Origin of the sequence: Kitasatospora sp. NPDC057223 (assembly GCF_042669755.1) — a bacterium.
In the GTDB taxonomy this organism is placed as follows: Bacteria; Actinomycetota; Actinomycetes; order Streptomycetales; family Streptomycetaceae; genus Kitasatospora.
The window spans coordinates 1-18537 of the sequence record NZ_JBHUWW010000156.1 but is presented as its reverse complement, the minus strand read 5'-3'; the positions used below and the strand labels follow the sequence as shown (position 1 = coordinate 18537).

Below are 18537 nucleotides of genomic sequence, written 5' to 3'. Positions count from 1 at the left end.
CTCGGGGGCCGGGCGTCCGTCGTACTGCCGCCGCCACGCCGTCCTGACACCGGCTCAGCGGCTGGCGCGCAGCTCCGGCAGCTCGATGACCTCGGTCTCGTCGTCGGCGGTCAGATCGACCACACCGGGGCGGCGGTGCTCCGCCGGGGCCTCGGCCACGGGGGCCGCGACGCTCTCCGCGCCCTCCGCGGCCCGGGCCGCCTCCGCCTCGTAGCGGGCACTAGCGGCGACCGCCTCGTCCCCCACCACGTCCGCCAGGTCGGCGCGCTCGCCGAGCTCCGAGACACTGCCCACCGCCGGGGCCGGGGCCGCCGCGCGGACGGCCGCGCCGGCCCGGCCGAAGAAGCTGAAGTTCTGGCCCCGGACCGGCCCCGCCTGCGGGGTGCGCGGACGCTGGCGCTCGGACCGCAGGACGGCCACCGGCGCCCCGCCCAGCTGCTCCACACTCGCCGTCAGGACCGGCCGGACGGGCGACGCACCGACCGCGCGCACCCCCCTCGGCGAAGACTCCTCGGCGACCGCCGCCGCAGGCACCGCGGCACCCGGTACGGGCTGCGCCGGGACGGCCGGGGCAGCAGCCGGGGCCGTGACGGGCACCGCGGCCGGCAGCGAACGCGCCCGCAGCGACAGCTCCGCCCGGGCCGCCCGCTCGCGCTGCGCGTCCAGGGCGGCGGCCTGCCGCTCCAGGTGCCGCAGGACGGACGCCGCACGGACGTACGCGGCCGGGCTCACCGGGTACTTGGGGCGGGCCGCGGCCAGCGCCCGCTGGGTCGCCTCGGCCTCCTTGAGGGCCTGCTCGGCGACCGCCACGGCGCGCTCGCGCAGCAGCCTGGCGATCTCCGTCTCGGCCTTCGCCAGCCGCGACTTCTCCGCCGTCAGCCGGCGCCCGAAACGGGTGGCCCGCTCCTCGGCGACCTCGGCGGCGTACTCGGTCTCGGCGAGCTGCTCCTCGAACCGCTCCTCGGCCCGCAATCGCTGCGCGGCGGCCACGTCGGCAGCCGCCCGGGCCGCCTGGTCCCGCCGGCGCAGCAGCACGGTGACGCCGAGCGCCGCGAGCACGGCGGCCACCCCGACCGAGCGGACCAGCACGGGATCCTGGCTGAACACCAGTGCGGTCACGGCGGCCACGACGAGCACGGCGGCGGCGGTGGGGGGAACGGCCCGGCCGAGGACGGAGGAATGACGATGACGTCCGCGAGACATGCTCAAGAAACTAGCGTGCGAATTGGGGCCGTGTCAGCCCAGGGTGCCATTCCCGCCTTGACACGGCGTCGGCTGCACCGCGTTCACCCGTGATCCCGCCCGTCGTCACCGGCGGGCCCGTCGCGTGGCGGTCAGCGCGGGGAGGCGGCCGGGCCGGTCGGATCGTCGTGGTCCTCGGGCAGCCTGCACACGTGCTGGAGCCAGAGCGCCGACGCCATCACCGCCACCCCGGCGAGCACCGCGAACCCCGCCGTGACCGCCTGCGAGCGCCGGGCCGCGACGTCCAGCTCGGTCAGCAGCTCGATGCCCATGCCCGCGTAGATCCCGGTCACCACCGCCGACACCAGGGCGCTCGCCTGGCCCAGGACCAGCGCGCGGGCCGCACCCAGCGGGTCGACGCCCTTCGCACCGGGCTGCCGCTCGCGCGCCGCCTTCAGGCGTGAACGCAGCGAGAACGCCGTGGCCAGCAGGACCACCGCGACCGCCGCCAGCACCAGGGGCGCCGCCGCGGGCACACCCGGCAGGGTGTCCAGGGAGGCCCACAACCTGGCACCGGCCCAGGCCAGCGCCGTCGTGGCGATGGTGATGCCGGCCAGCAGACGGATGCGAAGCAGCTTCACTCGGACGAGGTCCTTCCCGGAGACCGGAGAGACGGGCGGCCGCGCCGGGCGGCGCGGCAACGGCGCCAGGCCACCGTACCGGGCCCGGACGTACGGACACCTACTCGTACGGCCGGGGGGCCGGATCGGTTCCCGCGGAGCCCGCCGGAGGCGGGACGGGTGGGTGAACGGGCCCGGCCCTCCGCCCGCCGGGGCGGTGGAGGGCCGGGCCGGCGCGCCGGGCTACTCGGGCAGCCGGAGCTGGATGTCGTCGCGGCGCACGACGCCCTGGGCGGCCTCGCCGCCGAGGCCCTTCAGCAGGTCGGCGACCGGGCCGAGGCCCGGCAGCTCGGCCGCGGGGTCGGCGTCCAGCCACGGGGCGAGCACGAAGGCCCGCTCGTGCGAGCGCGGGTGCGGCAGCAGCAGGTCGGGGTCGTCGCTGGTGACACCCTCGTAGGCGAGGATGTCGACGTCGAGCGTGCGCGGGCCCCAGCGGACGGTGCGGACCCGGCCGAAGGCGTCCTCGACCGCGTTGGCCCGCTCCAGCAGGGAGTGCGGCGGCAGGGTGGTGCGCAGCACGACCACGGCGTTGTAGTAGTTGGGCTGCTCGTCGGGGCCGCCGAGGGCCTCCGTCTCGTACACCGCGGACACGGCCTTGATCCGTAGCCCGGGGGTGTCGGCGAGGGCGTCCACGGCGCCCTGGAGGGTCTCCAGCCGGTTGCCCAGGTTGCTGCCCAGGGCGATCGCGGCGTAGCGCGGGTTGTGGAGGGTGGTGTCCGCCGAGTCGACCCGGCGCTCCAGGTCGAACGTGGTCGGCGAGGCGGTCGGGTCACTGGTGCTCATCGGATTCCCTCTGCAGCTGGGGCGGCGGGACTCGGCGCGCAGGTCATGCGCGGCCCCGGTGGATGGTGACGGTGACGTCGTCGAACGGCACGGTGATCGGGGCGTCCGGCTTGTGCACGGTGACCTCGACCTCCTCGACCGCCTCGTGTCCGAGGCACTGGTCGGCGATGCGCTGCGCGAGAGTCTCGATCAGGTCGACGGGCTCGCCCGCGATGACCGCGGTGACCTCCTCGGCGATCACGCCGTAGTGGGCCGTGCGGGTGAGGTCGTCGCCGGACGCGGCCGGACGGGTGTCCAGATACAGCACGAGGTCGACCACGAAGGTCTGGCCCTCGGCGCGCTCACGCTCGAAGACGCCGTGGTGGCCCCGGGCACGCAGACCCCGCAGGGTGACGCGGTCCAGCAAACGAATCACTGCTCCCAGTCGGACAGGCCCTGCCTGGGCAGGGCGAAGGCGGGCCTCGTTGCCCGCCGGTCAACGAATCTACCCGCGAGCACGGACAACGCCTGACCGTCCTACCCGGCACGGTGCGGCGGCACGCACGCCGTTGTGGCGATTGACGTGAACGTTCGGTGCCCGTCCGGGGATTCCCGCCGCGCTGCGCGGCGGTCCGGCTGCCTCAGTCCTCTTCCTCGTCGTCCCCGCTGGTCAACACAGGTGAACCGTGGTGCGACCAGAGCTTCCAGCCGCCTTCGGTGCGCCGGAACAGGTTGGTCGAGACGACCTTGCCGCCGACCAGCGGGCCGAGTTCGCCCTCCTCCTCGGACTCCCCGCCGCTGAGGATGTTCTCGGTGCAGGTGACAAGGGCCACATCGCCCTGCACCTCGGCCTCGACATCCGTCAGGAAGAACTGGATGTACTCCGTGTTCATCATGATCAGCATGTAGGAGCGGGTGACCTGGGCCCGCCCCCGCAGCACCGGCCAGCCGGGGTGCACGCACACCACGCCGCTCTTGTCGTCGGCCTCCGCGGCCCCGAGCCAGGCGTTCTCCACCGCCTCCAGGTCGCCGTTCTCCAACGCCTCGTACAGCGCCTGGTTCGCGGCCAGGACGGCGTCCCGGTCCGTCTCCGGCGCCTGCTTTCCCGACGTCTCCCCGCTCAACCTGCCGTCACCCGCCACAGACCCTCCCATTCGCGCCGGCCGTCCGGCCGGCCATTCAGTTCCGCCGGGCCGCGTCCTGCCGGGCCGCGTGCTGCCAGGCCGCGACCACCCGGACGGCATCGGCCGTGCCGGCCACGTCGTGCACCCGTACCGCCCAGGCCCCGGCCCTGGCCGACAGTACCGACACCGCCGCGGTCGCGTCGTCGCGCTCCCGGGCCGGGCGCAGCTCCCCGGTTTCCGGGTTGGCGAGCAGCGTACCCAGGAACCGCTTGCGCGAAGCGGCCACCAGGACGGGCCGGCCGAGCGCGGTGAGCGCGTCCAGACGGCCGAGCAGGGCCCAGTTGTGCTCGGCGGTCTTGGCGAAGCCGAGGCCGGGGTCCAGGACGACCTGCTCCTCCTTCACCCCGGCGGCCAGCAGGGCGTCCACCCGGGCGGTCAGCTCGGCGACCACGTCGGCGACCACGTCGCCGTACACCGCGCGGCTCTCCATGTCCGCGGACTGCCCGCGCCAGTGCATCACCACGAACGGGGCACCGGTCGCGGCGACCACCTCGGCCATCGCCGGGTCGGCCAGGCCGCCGGACACGTCGTTGACCAGCCGGGCACCCGCCGCCACGGCCTGTTCGGCCACGGCCGCCCGCATGGTGTCGATGCTGACCACGACGCCCGCCCCGGCCAGTTCGCGCACCACCGGGAGGACCCGCCGGAGCTCCTCCTGCTCGCTCACCCGTTCGGCACCCGGGCGGGTCGACTCGCCACCGACGTCGATCAGGTCCGCTCCGCGGGCCCGCAGGGCGAGCCCGTGCGCGATGGCCCGGGCGGGGTCGTGCCAGAGCCCGCCGTCCGAGAAGGAGTCCGGGGTCACGTTGACCACGCCCATCACGGCACAGCGGTCGAGGTGGGGGAGGCCGGCCGGCAGTGAACGGGGCAGCGGGTTGTCCATGTCCCCCATTATCGAGCCGCGCCCCTCCCGGCGACCGCCGGGAGGGGCGCCCGGCTCAGGCGGCCTCGGTGACCTCGGGGCGCTGGGGCGCCGGGAGCAGGCCCTGGCGCTGGCGCTTGCGGCCGAACCTCGGCATCCCGAGGGTGATGAAGGCCTCCGCCTGCATCGCGGCGAAGCCGATCCGGGGCAGGTCCCTGGTCTGCGGGTAGACCAGGAAGCGCGGCTCCCACTCCGGCTGGAACTTCGCGTTGAACTTGTACAGCGACTCGATCTGGAACCAGCGCGAGGAGAACACCAGCAGTCCGCGCCAGGCCCGCAGCACCGGCCCGGCGCCGATCCGCTCGCCCCGCGCCAGTGCGGAGCGGAACATCGCGAAGTTCAGCGACACCCGGCGGACGCCGAGGGCGGGCACGGCCTGGAGGGCGGCGACGATCAGCAGCTCGTTCAGGCCGGGGTCGGCGGCCCGGTCGCGGCGCATCAGCTCCAGCGAGATGCCGTCCGGCCCCCAGGGGACGAAGTGCAGGACGGCCCTGAGGTCGTCGCCGGTGCCGTGCCCGGCCTCGCCCTCCGCCGGTTCCTTGTGGGCGGTGACCACCACGCACTCGTCGTCGCCCGGGTCGCCGAAGCGGCCGAGGGCCATCGAGAAGCCGCGCTCGGTGTCGGTGCCGCGCCAGCGGGCGGCCGCGTCGGCGATCCGCTCCTTCTCCTGGAGGGTCAGCTCGGAGACCCGGCGGACCTTGCAGCTGTAGCCGTTGCGCTCGATCCGCTTGACCATCTGGCGGACGTTGCGCATGGCCCGGCCGGCCAGCGAGAAGGTGGTGGCGTCGACGATCGCCTCGTCACCCAGCTCCAGCGCGTCCAGGCCCGCCTCGCGGGTCCAGACCTCGCCGCCGGTCTCGCTGCAGCCCATCACGGCCGGCACCCAGGCGTGCTCGCGGGCCTCCGTCATGAACACCTTGATCGCGCCGGGCCAGGCCTCGACGTCGCCGACCGGGTCGCCGGAGGCGAGCATCACACCGCAGACCACCCGGTAGGAGATCGCGGCCTTGCCGGTGGGCGAGAACAGCACGCTCTTGTCCCGGCGGAGCGCGAAGTAGCCGAGCGAGTCGCGCTCGCCGTGCCGCTCCAGCAGGGCCCGGACCTTGTCCTCGTCCTCGGCGGTCAGCTCCGGCTCGGGCTTCTCGGGGCGCAGGGCGAGGTAGGCGGTGGTGCCGGCGGTCAGCAGACCGAGGGCGCCGAGCAGGTAGGCGACGAGGTCGGAGATCCGGTCGTTGCTGTAGTCGATCGGCCCCTCGAAACCGAACAGCCCGTAGACGACGTGCTCGAACCGGTCGAACATGCTCGGGTCGTGGATCTCGGACTTCCACCGCACGCTGACGATGACCATGCCGAGCAGCACGCTGACGGTGCCCATGACGACGAGGTTGACGACGGCCCGCCAGCGGGTGCGCGGGTCGGCCTTGGCGTAGAACTCCTGCCGGTGCACCAGCACCACGGCCAGCAGCACCAGCGAGACCACGGCCGGGCCGATCTGGTGCCAGCGCAGGATGTGCAGGGCGGCGCCGACCGGGAGCAGCGCGCAGACGGCCCGCCAGGCGCGCCGCTTGCGCCGCCGCAGGGCGTGCGCGAGCAGCACCAGCAGCAGGCCGACCATCAGGGTGCCGACCGCCGCGAGGGTGGTGGTGCCGCCGGGGAACTGTCCGGCGAACGTGTGCATCCGGGTCCGCCGGAACTTGGGGAACACCGCGCTGGCGATGTCCAGCAGCCCGATCAGCAGACAGGCGTAGCCGACGGCACCCGGAAGCCAGGCCCGGGGCACGGCGGCCGCTTGGGTACGAAGCGTCTGCAGGCCCCGGCGGCGGGGCTGCTCGGAGGACGGCTCAACGGACACGGGAACGCTCATGGAAGCTCAGGGTAGAGGTTTCGGAGGACTGTCCTGACACCCCGACGGGGGCACGGTGATGGGCCTTCATGTTCTTTCCTCAATCAAGCAATGCGCGCACCAATTCTCGGAAAACGGGTGGCAAACCCGGTTCCGCTCCCGCGCGACGGTTGGGCCATGGGTGGGGACTGCCCGCAGTGCCGCGCGGCGCGAAGGACGGCCCGCACCCGCGGTACGTACGGTGGACGCCGCGTTCCGGGGCGGCGGTTGCGGGCGCCGGCCACTCGCTTTCACGCTCCGGCCACTGCTCGGTCAGCCTAGCCCCGATGGCCCGACCTGACGCTCTGTCACACGATGAATACCGAACCGACAGTGATGCACCGGAGGGCGACGGGATGGAACTGACCAGCGATGCACTGGTGGACACGCTGCTCGCGGCGGGCGTGCTGTCACTGCTCGTCACCCTCTGGCTGTGGCCCCGGCTGGCCCGCCAGCGCCCGCTGCCGCTGCTCGGCCGGATCGCCCTGCTGAGTGTCACTCAGGCGACCGTCCTGGCGGTGCTCGCGGTGTCGGTGAACAACTCGTTCGGCTTCTACACCTCCTGGGACGGACTGCTCCACCCGGGCGGTGCCGCCCTCAGCCTGACGGGTTCGGCGCACCCGAAGGGCGCGGCCCCGAACACCGAGGCACTCGTCCAGCCGACGACGGAGGGCGGCCTGGAGACGGTCACCGACCTCCCGAAGGGCGCCCCCGAGGAGGTCGGCAAGGTGGAGTCGATCCAGGTGACGGGCAAGGAGTCCGGTCTGTCCGACCAGATGTTCATCTACCTGCCCCCCGAGTACTTCAACCCGAAGTACTCCCGGATGCGCTTCCCCGTCCTGCTCGCACTGGCCGGCTTCCCCGGCTCCGCGCTGCACCTGCTCTCCGAGGTGCACCTGCCGCAGACCGCCGAGGAGCTCCAGAGCACCGGGCAGATGGCCCCCACCATCATCGTGATGGCCCGCCCGACCGTCGCCGAACCCCGCAACACCGAGTGCGTCGACGTACCGGGCGGGCCGCAGACCGAGACCTGGTTCGCCAAGGACATCCCCACCGCCCTGCGCAGCACCTACCGGGTCAGCCGGTCGCCCGCCTCCTGGGGCATGTTCGGCTACTCCACCGGCGGCAGCTGCGCCCTGCGGCTGACCATGCGCTTCCCGGACGTCTTCGGCAACGCCGCCGGCCTGCACGCCGACTTCACGGTGCCCGACGACTACACCACCGGGGGCAACCTCTTCGCCGGAAACCGTGCCCTCCAGGACCAGAGCGATCTGACCTGGCGGCTGCGCAACGTGCCCGTACCGAACGTCTCCCTCCTCCTGGTCAGCACCCGCAAGGAGGAGGACTACGCCGCCACCCAGGCGTTCCTGGGCCTCGCCCAGCAGGTGTCGGCCGAACACCCCGAGCTGCGCACCGACTCGCTCTTCCTCGACGACGGCGGCCACAACTTCGACAGCTGGCGGCGCGAGCTGCCCGCCTCCCTCCAGTGGCTGAGCGACCACCTGGCCACCCCGCAGGACCGCGAACCCCGCCCGTGACCCGCCGCCGGCCGGGCGGCCGGCACCCCACGACCGATCAGCACCCACCGCCCCGGCGGGACGCGTACAGGAGGCCCCATGCTCACCACCCGCTCACTCTTCGACGAGATCTACCGCAACGACGAGACCTACCAGCTCTTCTGCAGCATCGCGGCCGGCGGTGAGGACCAGGGCGGCTGGGAGAACGAGCGCATCCACGCGCTGGCCGTGGATCCGGTACTGGCCCCCAAGATCGCCCGGCACGGCGCCGACGAGCGCAAACACGGCCGGATCTTCACCCAGCTGCTGCACAAGCGCGGGCTGGAGAAGGTGCCGGTGCCGCCGGCCGCCGACTACTGCATGCTGCTGGAGCGCCAGGGCATCGGCCTGGCGCACGAGCGCCTCGGCTCGGACGTGCCGCTGGCGGAGCGGGAGATCATCACGTACCTCGCCCACAGCCGGGTCACCGAGCAGCGGGCCTCGGAGCAGATGCGCCAGCTGATGACGGCCTACCAGGACAACCCGGATCTCGCCCGGGCGATGCAGATGATCTCGGCCGACGAGGACAATCACCTCGCGTACTGCCACGAGGAGCTGCTCCGGCTGGTCGGCGAGGGCCACGGCCCGTACATCCGGCACACCCTGGAGCACATCGCCAAGGGCGAGATCCGCACCCACCGGGACGTCGGCCTCGCGGTGATGGCCGCGATGGGCCGGATCCTCGGCTGGCCGCGCGGGCGCCGGGTGCTGCTGGCGGCCGGCCTGTACGGGCTCTTCCTGTACGAGAGCGCCTTCGGCTGGCGGCGGATGGTGCGGCTGCGGATGCCGGAGCGCCGCAACGCGCTCGGCACCCCCGCCCCGCCGCACGCCGAGCACGACGCCTGAGGCCCGACCCGGCCACCGGCCACCGGCTACCGGCTACCGGCTACCGGCTACCGGCTACCGGCTACCGGCTACCGGCCGATGATGAGGCTCATCGCCTCGGCGCGGGTGGCCGGGTCGCGCAGCTGCCCGCGCACGCACGAGGTGATGGTCTTGGCGCCCGGCTTGCGGATGCCGCGCATGGACATGCACATGTGCTCGCACTCGATGACGACGATCGCCCCGCGCGGCTCCAGGATCCGCATCAGCGCGTCGGCGACCTGGCTGGTGAGCCGCTCCTGCACCTGCGGGCGGCGGGCGTAGACGTCGACCAGCCGGGCCAGCTTGGACAGGCCGGTGATCTTGCCGCTCACGGACGGGATGTACCCGACGTGCGCGACGCCCCGGAACGGCACCAGGTGATGCTCGCAGACCGAGGTCAGCTCGATGTCCTTGACCAGCACCATCTCGTCGTGACCGATGTCGAACGTGGTGGTCAGGACGTCCTCCGGCTCCTGCCAGAGCCCGGCGAATATCTCCTTGTACGCCCGTGCGACCCGGGCCGGCGTCTCCAGCAGACCCTCGCGGTCCGGGTCCTCCCCCACGGCGAGCAGCAGCTCGCGGACGGCGTTCTCGGCCCGCTTCTGGTCGAAGACCCCGACGGAGGGCGGGCCGTCGAAGGTCACCGGGTCGGTCATGCGGGCCTCGCTCATTCGTGGGACAGGTAAAGGCTCTGGACGGGACTGCAGGGCTCGTGGTGCCCGGTGCGGGGGCGGCGGAAAAGCCGGATGCCGCGCCTCCAGGGTACAAACCCCGGTGACGCGGCATCCATTCCGTACGGGTGTTCCGCTCAGCCCTCTGCGGGGGCCTCCGGAACGGGCGGCAGCTTCACGGTGTCCACCACCGGCGAGGCCTCCGTCAGAGCGGCGGCGCCGTTGGTGAGCGCCAGCTCCTTCGGGGACTGCACCGGCGGACGGGTGGACGGCGTGCGACGGGACGAGCCCGTCCAGGCCGGCCGGGCCGGGCGCTTGACGATCGTCGCGAAGATCTCGGCGATCTGCTCCTTGTTGAGGGTCTCCTTCTCCAGGAGCTCCAGGACCAGGTTGTCGAGCACGTCGCGGTTCTCGACCAGGATCTCCCAGGCCTCGTTGTGCGCGTTCTCGATGAGCTTCTTGACCTCTTCGTCGACCAGCCCGGCGACCTCTTCCGAGTAGTCGCGCTGGTGGCCCATCTCGCGGCCCAGGAACGGCTCGGACTCACTCGAACCGAACTTGATCGCACCCAGACGCTCGGTCATGCCGTACTGCGTGACCATCGCGCGAGCGGTGGCCGTGGCCTTCTCGATGTCGTTCGAGGCGCCGGTGGTCGGGTCGTGGAAGACCAGCTCCTCCGCCGCGCGCCCGCCCAGCATGTACGCGAGCTGGTCGAGCATCTCGTTGCGGGTGGTGGAGTACTTGTCCTCCTCCGGCAGCACCATGGTGTAGCCGAGGGCCCGGCCGCGGGACAGGATGGTGATCTTGTGCACCGGGTCCGCGTTGGGGGAGGCCGCCGCGACCAGGGCGTGACCGCCCTCGTGGTACGCGGTGATCTTCTTCTCCTTCTCGGACATGATCCGGGTCCGCTTCTGCGGGCCGGCCACGACGCGGTCGATCGCCTCGTCCAGGGTGAAGTTGTCGACCAGCTTCTTGTCGGAGCGGGCCGTCAGCAGCGCCGCCTCGTTGAGGACGTTCGCCAGGTCGGCACCGGTGAAGCCGGGGGTGCGCTTGGCGACGGCCCTGAGGTCGACGTCCGGCGCGACCGGCTTGCCCTTCTGGTGCACCTTGAGGATGTCCAGGCGGCCCTGGAGGTCCGGGCGCTCGACCGCGATCTGCCGGTCGAAGCGGCCCGGGCGCAGCAGCGCCGGGTCCAGGATGTCCGGCCGGTTGGTGGCCGCGATCAGGATCACGCCGCCCTTGACGTCGAAGCCGTCCATCTCGACCAGCAGCTGGTTGAGGGTCTGCTCGCGCTCGTCGTGGCCGCCGCCGAGACCCGCACCGCGGTGCCGGCCGACGGCGTCGATCTCGTCGACGAAGACGATCGCCGGGGCGTTCGCCTTGGCCTGCTCGAAGAGGTCGCGGACGCGGCTCGCGCCGACACCCACGAACATCTCGACGAAGTCGGAACCCGAGATGGAGTAGAACGGCACGCCCGCCTCACCCGCGACCGCGCGGGCGAGCAGGGTCTTGCCGGTGCCGGGCGGGCCGTAGAGCAGCACACCCTTGGGGATCTTGGCACCGACGGCCTGGAACTTGGCCGGCTCCTGCAGGAACTCCTTGATCTCGTGGAGCTCCTCCACCGCCTCGTCCGCACCCGCGACGTCCGAGAAGGTCGTCTTGGGGGTGTCCTTGGTGAGCAGCTTGGCCTTGGACTTGCCGAACTGCATGACCCGGGAGCCGCCACCCTGCATCTGGTTCATCAGGAAGAGGAAGACCAGCACGATGATGACGATCGGCAGCATCGACAGCAGCAGGCTGACGAAGGTGCTCTGCTTCTCCGGGCTCACGGTGTAGCCCTGGGGAAGGGTGTTCGAGTCCTTGTCGTCGATCTGCGACTGCAGCTTGGCCGCGATGTCCTTGCCCTGGTCCCCGATGTACGAGGCCTGGAACTTGCTGCCCGAGGGCGTCTTGCCGGTACCCGCGTTCGGGAGGCTGACGCCGTCCTTCAGCTGGATCTTGACAGTGTTTGAATCACCTGTGGTGATCTGCGCCGATTTGACGTCGCCGGCATTGATTGCCGCGACGACCTGCCCGGTCTCCGCCGTCTTGTAGCCGCTCGAGTCCGAAACGACCTGCATCAGCACAATGACGGCGAGGACGGCCAGCACGATCCACATGATCGGCGCACGGAAGTATCGCTTGACGTCCATCCATGCGGGGCGTTGCCGCCCCGTCCCTCCTGCCACTCAACGGCGCAGCGCGGCCATGGGCCGCCGGCGCATCCGGGTCTGTGCTCGTATGAAGAGCGGTGCTCGTCTGGAGAGCGGGTTGCTCATGTGAAGAGCGGTTTTATTGGACCGTACCGCAGTCCGTCCCACTCCTGGCGGGAGCACGGCGGCACGAGCTGTTTTCTTGTCCCCCGACCCAACGGGCGGGAACGGGGTACTGTTCCCGCCCGTCGCCCGAACGGGGTGTCAGCCGCCGTAGACGTGCGGGGCCAGGGTGCCGATGAAGGGCAGATTGCGCAGCTTCTCCGCGTAGTCCAGGCCGTAACCGACCACGAACTCGTTGGGGATGTCGAAGCCGACGTACTTGACGTCGATCTCGACCTTGGCCGCGTCGGGCTTGCGGAGCAGCGTGCAGACCTCCAGGGAGGCCGGGCGGCGCGAGCCCAGGTTGCCGAGCAGCCAGGACAGGGTCAGGCCGGAGTCGATGATGTCCTCGACGATCAGGACGTCCCGTCCGGCGATGTCGGTGTCGAGGTCCTTCAGGATCCGCACCACGCCGGAGGACTTGGTGCCCATCCCGTACGAGGAGACGGCCATCCAGTCCATCGTCACCTGCGAGTGCAGCGCGCGGGCCAGGTCGGCCATGACCATCACCGCACCCTTGAGGACGCCGACGATCAGCAGATCGCGCCCGGCGTAGTCCCGGTCGATCCGCTCGGCCAGCTCCAGGAGCTTGGCGTCGATCTCGTCCTTGCTGATGAGCACCTTCGCCAGGTCGGCGCCCATGTCCTTGTCGTCCACCGGGGATACGTCCTCAAGCGATCGGGGGTCTGTTTCGGCGGCGGCCAGGCTGCCCCGGGGCCATGCCTGCCCGTCAGTCGCCCTGTCGCCGAAACACCAGGTTGCCACACCTGCGGGTGGCCTCGACGCCCCCGGGTAGGTGCAGGGGCCCCTGACCACGCCAGCCGGTGACCAGCAGGTCGACCGTTTCGAGGTGACGGGCGAAGAGGTCCCCGGCGGGGCAGCCCGCCCGCAGGGCGGCCCGGCGCAGCACCCGGCGGCGCACCGCGGAGGGCAGTTCGGCGAGCTTGGAGACGTCCAGTGCCCCTTCGCCCGTACGGAGGTCGCGCTCGGCGAGGGCGGCCCACTGGTCGAGCGCGTCGGCGTCGTCGCGGAACAGCCGGGCGGTCCGGGCGAGCGCTTCGACGACGCCGCCGCCGAGGTGCTTCTCCAGCACCGGCAGCACCTCGTGGCGGACCCGGGAGCGGGTGTACGCGGGATCACAGTTGTGCGGGTCGTCCCAGACCGGGATGGACTGGGCGGTGCAGGCCTGCCGGGTCGCGGCCCGGTCGAGTTCGAGCAGCGGGCGGCGGTAGCGGCCCTTCTGCGCGGGCATGCCGGCCAGCGAGCGGGAGCCGGAGCCGCGGGCGAGGCCGAGCAGCACCGTCTCGGCCTGGTCGTCCCGGGTGTGGCCGAGCAGCACGGCGAGCGCCCGGTGGCGCTCGGCGGCCTCGTCCAGCGCGGCGTAGCGGGCGTCCCGGGCGGCGGCCTCGGGGCCGCCGGCCCGGCCGACCAGCACGGGGACGGCCTCGACCGGGTCGAGGCCGAGCGCGCGCAGGCGCTCGGCGACCAGGCAGGCGCGCTCGGCGGAGCCGTCCTGCAGGCCGTGGTCGACGGTGACCGCGCCGACCCGCAGGCCGAGCTTGGGCGCCTCGAAGGCGGTCGCGGTGGCCAGCGCCATCGAGTCGGCGCCGCCGGAGACCGCGACCAGGACGAGCGGGGAGCCGGGCGCGGCGGGCGTGCGGGGCAGTCCGGAGGGGTGCCGGTGGGCGTTGCCGATCAGCGTGGTGGCACCGCCGGCGGTCGCGCCGGCGTTGACCAGGGCGGCGGCGTCCGGGCGCCCGTGCGGGGCACGGGCCGGCGGGGTGAAGGTCATACCGGCCTCGGCGGCGAGGTCGGCGAGCGTGCGGCGTACGGCCAGGCGTATCGCGGCGACGGCGGGGTGTGGGCCCATGGCGGAGCACTCCTTGGCGGAGGGTAATGACGGCGACGGACGCGGCGGGGAACCGCGCGACTGTGAGCGCCTTGTTACCGGGCGCTCACAGATGGTGGCAGAAATGAGGCTCCGGCTACGCCACCCGCGCCACCAGTACGACCACCGTCCCACGTACGGGTGAATGGAAAAACGTATCTCCACCCGCCGTCTGCACGATTGGACCACTCGTGCGAACGTGTCGGGCCCTCAGCGGCCGACCCGGGCGACCCAGGCCGCCGGGTTGTGGATCTCCTCCTTGGTGGGGAGCGTGTTCGGCGACGTCCAGACCCGGTTGAAGCCGTCCATCCCGACCCGGTCGACCACGCCGCGCACGAACACCGCGCCGTCCTGGTACTGCCGCAGCTTCGCGTCCATCCCCAGCAGCCGGCGCAGCACCAGGTCCAGCCGGTTCGCGCCGCGGTCGCGGCGCTGCTGGAACTTCTCCCGGATCTCCGAGACGCTCGGCACCACCGCTGGTCCGACGCCGTCCATCACCACGTCCGCGTGCCCCTCCAGCAGCGACATCACGGCCGTCAGCCGGCCCAGGATCTCGCGCTGCGCGGGCGACTGGACGACCTCCAGCAGCCCGGCCGAGGAGGAGCCGTCGCCGCGGGCCCCGAGGCCGGTCAGCCCGCCGCCGAGCGAGCCGGCGGCCTCCCGCACGCGGTCCAGCAGCGCGCCCGGGTCGACGTCCGTCTCGGCGAGGAAGGACTGCACCTCGGACTGGATGTGGTCGCGCAGCCACGGCACCGCGGTGAACTGGGTGCGGTGGGTCTCCTCGTGCAGGCAGACCCAGAGCCGGAAGTCGGCCGGGTTCACGTCCAGCTCGCGCTCCACCTGGACGATGTTCGGCGCGACCAGCAGCAGCCGCCCCGGGCCGGGGCCGGCCGGGCCGAGCCGCGGCTTGTCGAACAGGGCCGCCGGGCTGTCCGGTGCCTCCAGCGAGGCCTCGCCCGGGGCGAAGGTCTCGTACTGGCCCAGCACCTTGGAGGACAGGAACGCCAGCAGCGCGCCCACCTCGATGCCGGTGGCCTTCTCCCCCACCGAGCCGAAAACGCCCGCGGCCGCCCCCGCCGACCTGCGGGCCTGGAGCTTCTCCACCAGCGGCTGGACGATCGTCCGGAAGCCCGCCACGTTCGCCCGCACCCAGCCCGGCCGGTCGACGATCAGCACCGGGGTCGCGGTGGCCGCCGTCAGGCTCGCCGAGCGCATCCCGGTGAACTCCCGGACATGCTCCTCGGCCTCCAGCGCGTGCTGGCGCAGCTCGGCGACCACCTCGGCCGCCTGCGCCCGGCTCACCTCCGGGCCGGGCCGGACCAGCCTGGTCGCAGTCGCGACCGCGAGATTCCAGTCGACCATGTCAGCACCGCCGCTCACGCTCGTCATGCCCTCACCGTACGTGCTCCGCCGCAGCGTGGGGAGCCGCATGCCACTACCTGCTGCGACAGCGCGCCCGGGCGGGCGCCGGTCAGTGGCAGCCGCAGGCGGCCAGCCGGGCGACGATCCGGTCCATCGCGGCGCGGGCGGTGTCGGCCGCGGCCGTCGTCCGCGTCATCACGGCGAAGGACAGCAGCCGCCCGTCGGCGTCCACCACCGTGCCGGCCAGCGTGTTGACGCCGCTCAGGCTGCCCGTCTTGGCCCGGACGATCCCGGCCGCCTCGCCCGATCCCGAGGCCGCCCCGAAGCGCTTGCCCAGCGTGCCGGTGAAGCCCGCGATCGGCAGGCCGGTCAGCACCGGCCGCAGCTCGGGGTGGGCCGGTGCCGAGGCGAGCCCCAGCAGCTGGAGCAGGACGGCCGGCGGGATCGCGTTGCCCGGGTGCAGGCCGCTGCCGTCGTTGAGCACCACCCCGGTCAGCTGCACGCCCAGGCCGGTGAGCGTCTGGGTGACGGCCGCCGCCGCGCCCTCGAAGCTGGCCGGCTTGTGCGCGGCCAGGGCGACCTGCCGGGCCACCGCCTCGGCCAGGGTGTTGTCCGAGGTGGTGAGCAGCCGCTCCACCAGCCGCACCAGCGTCGGCGACTCGACCTGCCCGAGCACGGCGGCGGCCGGGGCCGGCGCCGCCACCTGCTTGGCCCTGCCCTCCACGGTGATGCCCTGGGCCCGCAGCAGCGCCGCGAACTGCTCGGCCGCCGCCCCGGCCGGGTCGGCGACCCGGGGCGGCGCCTCCTCACGGCTCTTCGGGTCGGCCCTGCCCTCGTCCGCCATCAGCGGGGTGACCAGGGCGATGTTGGCCGCGTCGTGGTTCGCGTGCTGCGGGCTGCCGGTGTAGAGCGAGGTGTCGTAGCCGAGCCGGACGGTGGCGGCGCCGGCCGCCCTGAGCGCGGCGGCGGTCTGCCGGGCGAGCGCGTCGAGCGAGGCCGGCGCGGTGTCGGCGTCCGCGGCGACCCCGCCGATCTGGACCTGGTCGGCGGGCAGCGCGGTGAGCGTCGGGTCTCCGCCGCCCACCAGGACGATGTCGCCGGCGCCCGCGCCGCGGACCACCCTGGTGGCGATCCGGGTGTCGGCCGGAATGAGGGACAGGGCCGCCAGCGAGGTCGCGAGCTTGGTGGTCGAGGCGGGTGTCGCCGGCGTGTTCTCGCCGGACCCGTACAGCAGCTGCCCGCTGGTCGCGTCCCCGACGGCGAGCGTGACCGTGCCCAGGGACTTGTCCTGGAGGGCGGCGGCCAGGGCCTGCTGGAGGCCGTGCACGGTCGGGATGCCGACCGCCGCGCCGTCGGCCGGCTGGAGCACGAGCCCGGCCGGGGGCGGCGCCGTCCGGCCGGCGCTCGGCGACGGGCTCGCGGACCCGGCGCCGTGGGAGGCGGCCTTCGAGGTGCCCGTGGTGGCACCGGCCGGGCTCGGCGAACGGCCGGCGCCGTCGCGGTCGCGGTCGTTGCCGCCGCGCCCGTCGCCGTTGCCGTTCCCGTTCCCGTTCCCGTTGCCGTTGCCGTCACCGTTGCCGTGGCCGTTGCTGTCGCCACTGCCGGTACTGTGCCCGCCCGGCGAGGGGGCCGCGTACGCCCCGCCGCCGTCCAGGGCCGCACCGCCCGTCAGCAGCGCCGCCCCCAACAGCCCCGCCGCCACGCGGCGCCGCCGCCCCGCCCCCGCACCTGCTCCCACCGACCGGCCCCTTTCCTGAGCACTCACTCCCGTAGGAGACACTTGGATTCTGTCAGTCCCTACCTTGGAGGAACCGTTGGAGTTCGACGTCCTGATCGAGATCCCGAAGGGCTCCCGCAACAAGTACGAGGTCGACCATGAGACCGGTCGCCTTCGTCTGGACCGGATGCTCTTCACCTCGACCCGTTACCCGGCCGACTACGGCTACGTCGAAGGCACCCTCGCGGACGACGGCGACCCGCTGGACGCGCTGGTCATCCTGGAGGAGCCGACCTTCCCCGGTTGCCTGATCAAGTGCCGCGCCATCGGCATGTTCAAGATGACGGACGAGGCCGGCGGCGACGACAAGCTGCTCTGCGTCCCGGCGACGGACCCGCGCTGGGAGCACCTGCAGGACATCCACCACGTGTCGGAGTTCGACCGTCTGGAGATCCAGCACTTCTTCGAGGTCTACAAGGACCTGGAGCCCGGCAAGTCCGTCGAGGGCGCCGACTGGGTCGGCCGCGCCGAGGCCGAGGCCGAGATCACCGCCTCGATCAAGCGGCTGGCGGACTCCGAGGGCCACTGAGCCACGGACCGCTGATCTCGTACGTCCGAGACTGCTGGGGCCGGGTGGGCGGAGCGATCCGCGCGCCCGGCCTCTGTCGTACCCGGCGACGGCGCAGCACGGGGACTTTTACCGACAGCCTGTCGGCATCATGTTGACTTAGGTAAGCCTAACCATAAGAATCGGCACTGTTCCCGATCACTGGAGGCCCACGTGCCCAGCCCCGAGCAGCCCGGCTCCGAGCAGCCCGCTCCCTTCTCCACGGTGCTCCGCACCGCCAGCAGCCAGGAGCACGAGGCGGCCGAACAGTCCTCCTTCATGAGCCGCCTGCTCGGCGGCCGGCTCGGCATCGAGGCCTACGCCGACCTGACCGGCCAGCTCTGGTTCGTCTACCGCGCCCTGGAGGGGCGGAACGCCGAACTCGCCGGCCACCCGGTGGCCGGTCCCTTCATCGACCCGGCCCTGCTGCGGACGGCCGCCATCGAACGCGACCTCCGGCACCTGCGCGGCCCCGACTGGCGCACCGGCCTCGACCCGCTGCCCGCCACCGCCGCGTACGTCGCCCGGGTCGAGGAGCTCGCCGCCACCTGGCCCGCCGGGTACATCGCCCACCACTACACCCGCTACCTCGGCGACCTCTCCGGCGGCCAGATCATCCGCGGCATAGCCGAGAAGACCTGGGGCTTCGAGCGCAAGGGCGACGGCGTGCACTTCTACGTCTTCGACGAGGTCGCCAACCCGGCCGCCTTCAAGCGCGAGTACCGGGCCAAGCTGGACGCCGCCGGGCTCGCCCTGGACGACATCGAGCGCCGGCGGGTGGTCGAGGAGTGCAAGCAGGCGTTCACCCTCAACGGCGCCATCTTCCGCGACCTGGACACCCGTTACCCGCTGAGCGCCTGACCGGCGGCGGCGACGAAGCCCCGGCCCCGGCGAGCAACCGCTCGC

General features: G+C 72.8%; 17 protein-coding genes. 4 read left to right on the top strand and 13 right to left on the bottom strand.

What is annotated here, in order from left to right; genetic code table 11:
- Positions 1 to 54: 54 nt before the first annotated feature.
- The 7 genes from ACFUK0_RS34995 to ACFUK0_RS34965 form a co-directional block, all read right to left on the bottom strand.
- A complete protein-coding gene (locus ACFUK0_RS34995; protein ID WP_380257125.1) occupies positions 55 to 1203 on the bottom strand; it encodes a hypothetical protein in 1149 nt (382 codons plus the stop codon).
- 131 nt (positions 1204 to 1334) lie between these two features.
- On the bottom strand, positions 1335 to 1823 hold the full coding sequence (locus ACFUK0_RS34990) for a DUF3180 domain-containing protein (protein ID WP_380257123.1): 489 nt from the start codon (positions 1821 to 1823) through the stop codon (positions 1335 to 1337).
- A gap of 222 nt (positions 1824 to 2045) precedes the next feature.
- On the bottom strand, positions 2046 to 2645 hold the full coding sequence (gene folK, locus ACFUK0_RS34985) for a 2-amino-4-hydroxy-6-hydroxymethyldihydropteridine diphosphokinase (RefSeq protein WP_380257121.1): 600 nt from the start codon (positions 2643 to 2645) through the stop codon (positions 2046 to 2048).
- A gap of 43 nt (positions 2646 to 2688) precedes the next feature.
- Entirely contained in the window at positions 2689 to 3048 is a 360-nt protein-coding gene (gene folB / locus ACFUK0_RS34980) for a dihydroneopterin aldolase (RefSeq protein WP_380257127.1), read from the bottom strand.
- Between the two features lie 217 nt (positions 3049 to 3265).
- A complete protein-coding gene (locus tag ACFUK0_RS34975) occupies positions 3266 to 3778 on the bottom strand; it encodes a nuclear transport factor 2 family protein (protein ID WP_380257119.1) in 513 nt (170 codons plus the stop codon).
- 25 nt (positions 3779 to 3803) lie between these two features.
- Positions 3804 to 4691 carry a dihydropteroate synthase gene (gene folP, locus ACFUK0_RS34970; protein ID WP_380257117.1) on the bottom strand — a complete coding sequence of 296 codons (888 nt, stop codon included), beginning with the start codon at positions 4689 to 4691 and terminating at the stop codon, positions 3804 to 3806.
- A gap of 55 nt (positions 4692 to 4746) precedes the next feature.
- Positions 4747 to 6594 carry a phosphatidylglycerol lysyltransferase domain-containing protein gene (locus tag ACFUK0_RS34965; protein ID WP_380257115.1) on the bottom strand — a complete coding sequence of 616 codons (1848 nt, stop codon included), beginning with the start codon at positions 6592 to 6594 and terminating at the stop codon, positions 4747 to 4749.
- Positions 6595 to 6968: 374 nt separating this feature from the next.
- On the opposite strand from ACFUK0_RS34965, the gene ACFUK0_RS34960 reads away from it, so the two are divergent.
- Positions 6969 to 8150, top strand: a complete 1182-nt coding sequence (locus tag ACFUK0_RS34960; protein ID WP_380257113.1) for an alpha/beta hydrolase — start codon at positions 6969 to 6971, stop codon at positions 8148 to 8150.
- A 78-nt stretch (positions 8151 to 8228) separates the two neighbouring features.
- A complete protein-coding gene (locus ACFUK0_RS34955; RefSeq protein WP_380257111.1) occupies positions 8229 to 9014 on the top strand; it encodes a ferritin-like domain-containing protein in 786 nt (261 codons plus the stop codon).
- 68 nt (positions 9015 to 9082) lie between these two features.
- Here the strand turns inward: ACFUK0_RS34955 and folE are convergent, their stop codons facing one another.
- From folE to dacB, 6 genes are all read right to left on the bottom strand, one after another.
- Positions 9083 to 9688: a GTP cyclohydrolase I FolE gene (gene folE / locus ACFUK0_RS34950; protein WP_380257109.1), complete on the bottom strand. Its 606-nt coding sequence runs from the start codon at positions 9686 to 9688 to the stop codon at positions 9083 to 9085.
- A 152-nt stretch (positions 9689 to 9840) separates the two neighbouring features.
- Complete coding sequence (ftsH, locus tag ACFUK0_RS34945; RefSeq protein ID WP_380257107.1) at positions 9841 to 11895, bottom strand: ATP-dependent zinc metalloprotease FtsH; 2055 nt, start codon at positions 11893 to 11895, stop codon at positions 9841 to 9843.
- A gap of 264 nt (positions 11896 to 12159) precedes the next feature.
- Positions 12160 to 12714 (bottom strand): hypoxanthine phosphoribosyltransferase, encoded by a 555-nt coding sequence (gene hpt, locus ACFUK0_RS34940; RefSeq protein ID WP_073926604.1) that lies wholly within the window; start codon positions 12712 to 12714, stop codon positions 12160 to 12162.
- A gap of 73 nt (positions 12715 to 12787) precedes the next feature.
- Positions 12788 to 13927: a tRNA lysidine(34) synthetase TilS gene (gene tilS, locus ACFUK0_RS34935; protein WP_380257105.1), complete on the bottom strand. Its 1140-nt coding sequence runs from the start codon at positions 13925 to 13927 to the stop codon at positions 12788 to 12790.
- 228 nt (positions 13928 to 14155) lie between these two features.
- On the bottom strand, positions 14156 to 15334 hold the full coding sequence (locus ACFUK0_RS34930; protein WP_380257103.1) for a zinc-dependent metalloprotease: 1179 nt from the start codon (positions 15332 to 15334) through the stop codon (positions 14156 to 14158).
- A gap of 82 nt (positions 15335 to 15416) precedes the next feature.
- A complete protein-coding gene (dacB, locus tag ACFUK0_RS34925; protein ID WP_380257101.1) occupies positions 15417 to 17045 on the bottom strand; it encodes a D-alanyl-D-alanine carboxypeptidase/D-alanyl-D-alanine-endopeptidase in 1629 nt (542 codons plus the stop codon).
- Between the two features lie 76 nt (positions 17046 to 17121).
- Here dacB and ACFUK0_RS34920 point away from each other — a divergent pair, with 76 nt between their 5' ends.
- Both ACFUK0_RS34920 and ACFUK0_RS34915 read left to right on the top strand, forming a co-directional pair.
- Positions 17122 to 17613, top strand: a complete 492-nt coding sequence (locus ACFUK0_RS34920) for an inorganic diphosphatase (RefSeq protein WP_380257099.1) — start codon at positions 17122 to 17124, stop codon at positions 17611 to 17613.
- Between the two features lie 192 nt (positions 17614 to 17805).
- Positions 17806 to 18492: a heme oxygenase (biliverdin-producing) gene (locus ACFUK0_RS34915; RefSeq protein WP_380257097.1), complete on the top strand. Its 687-nt coding sequence runs from the start codon at positions 17806 to 17808 to the stop codon at positions 18490 to 18492.
- The last annotated feature ends 45 nt before the right edge of the window (positions 18493 to 18537 follow it).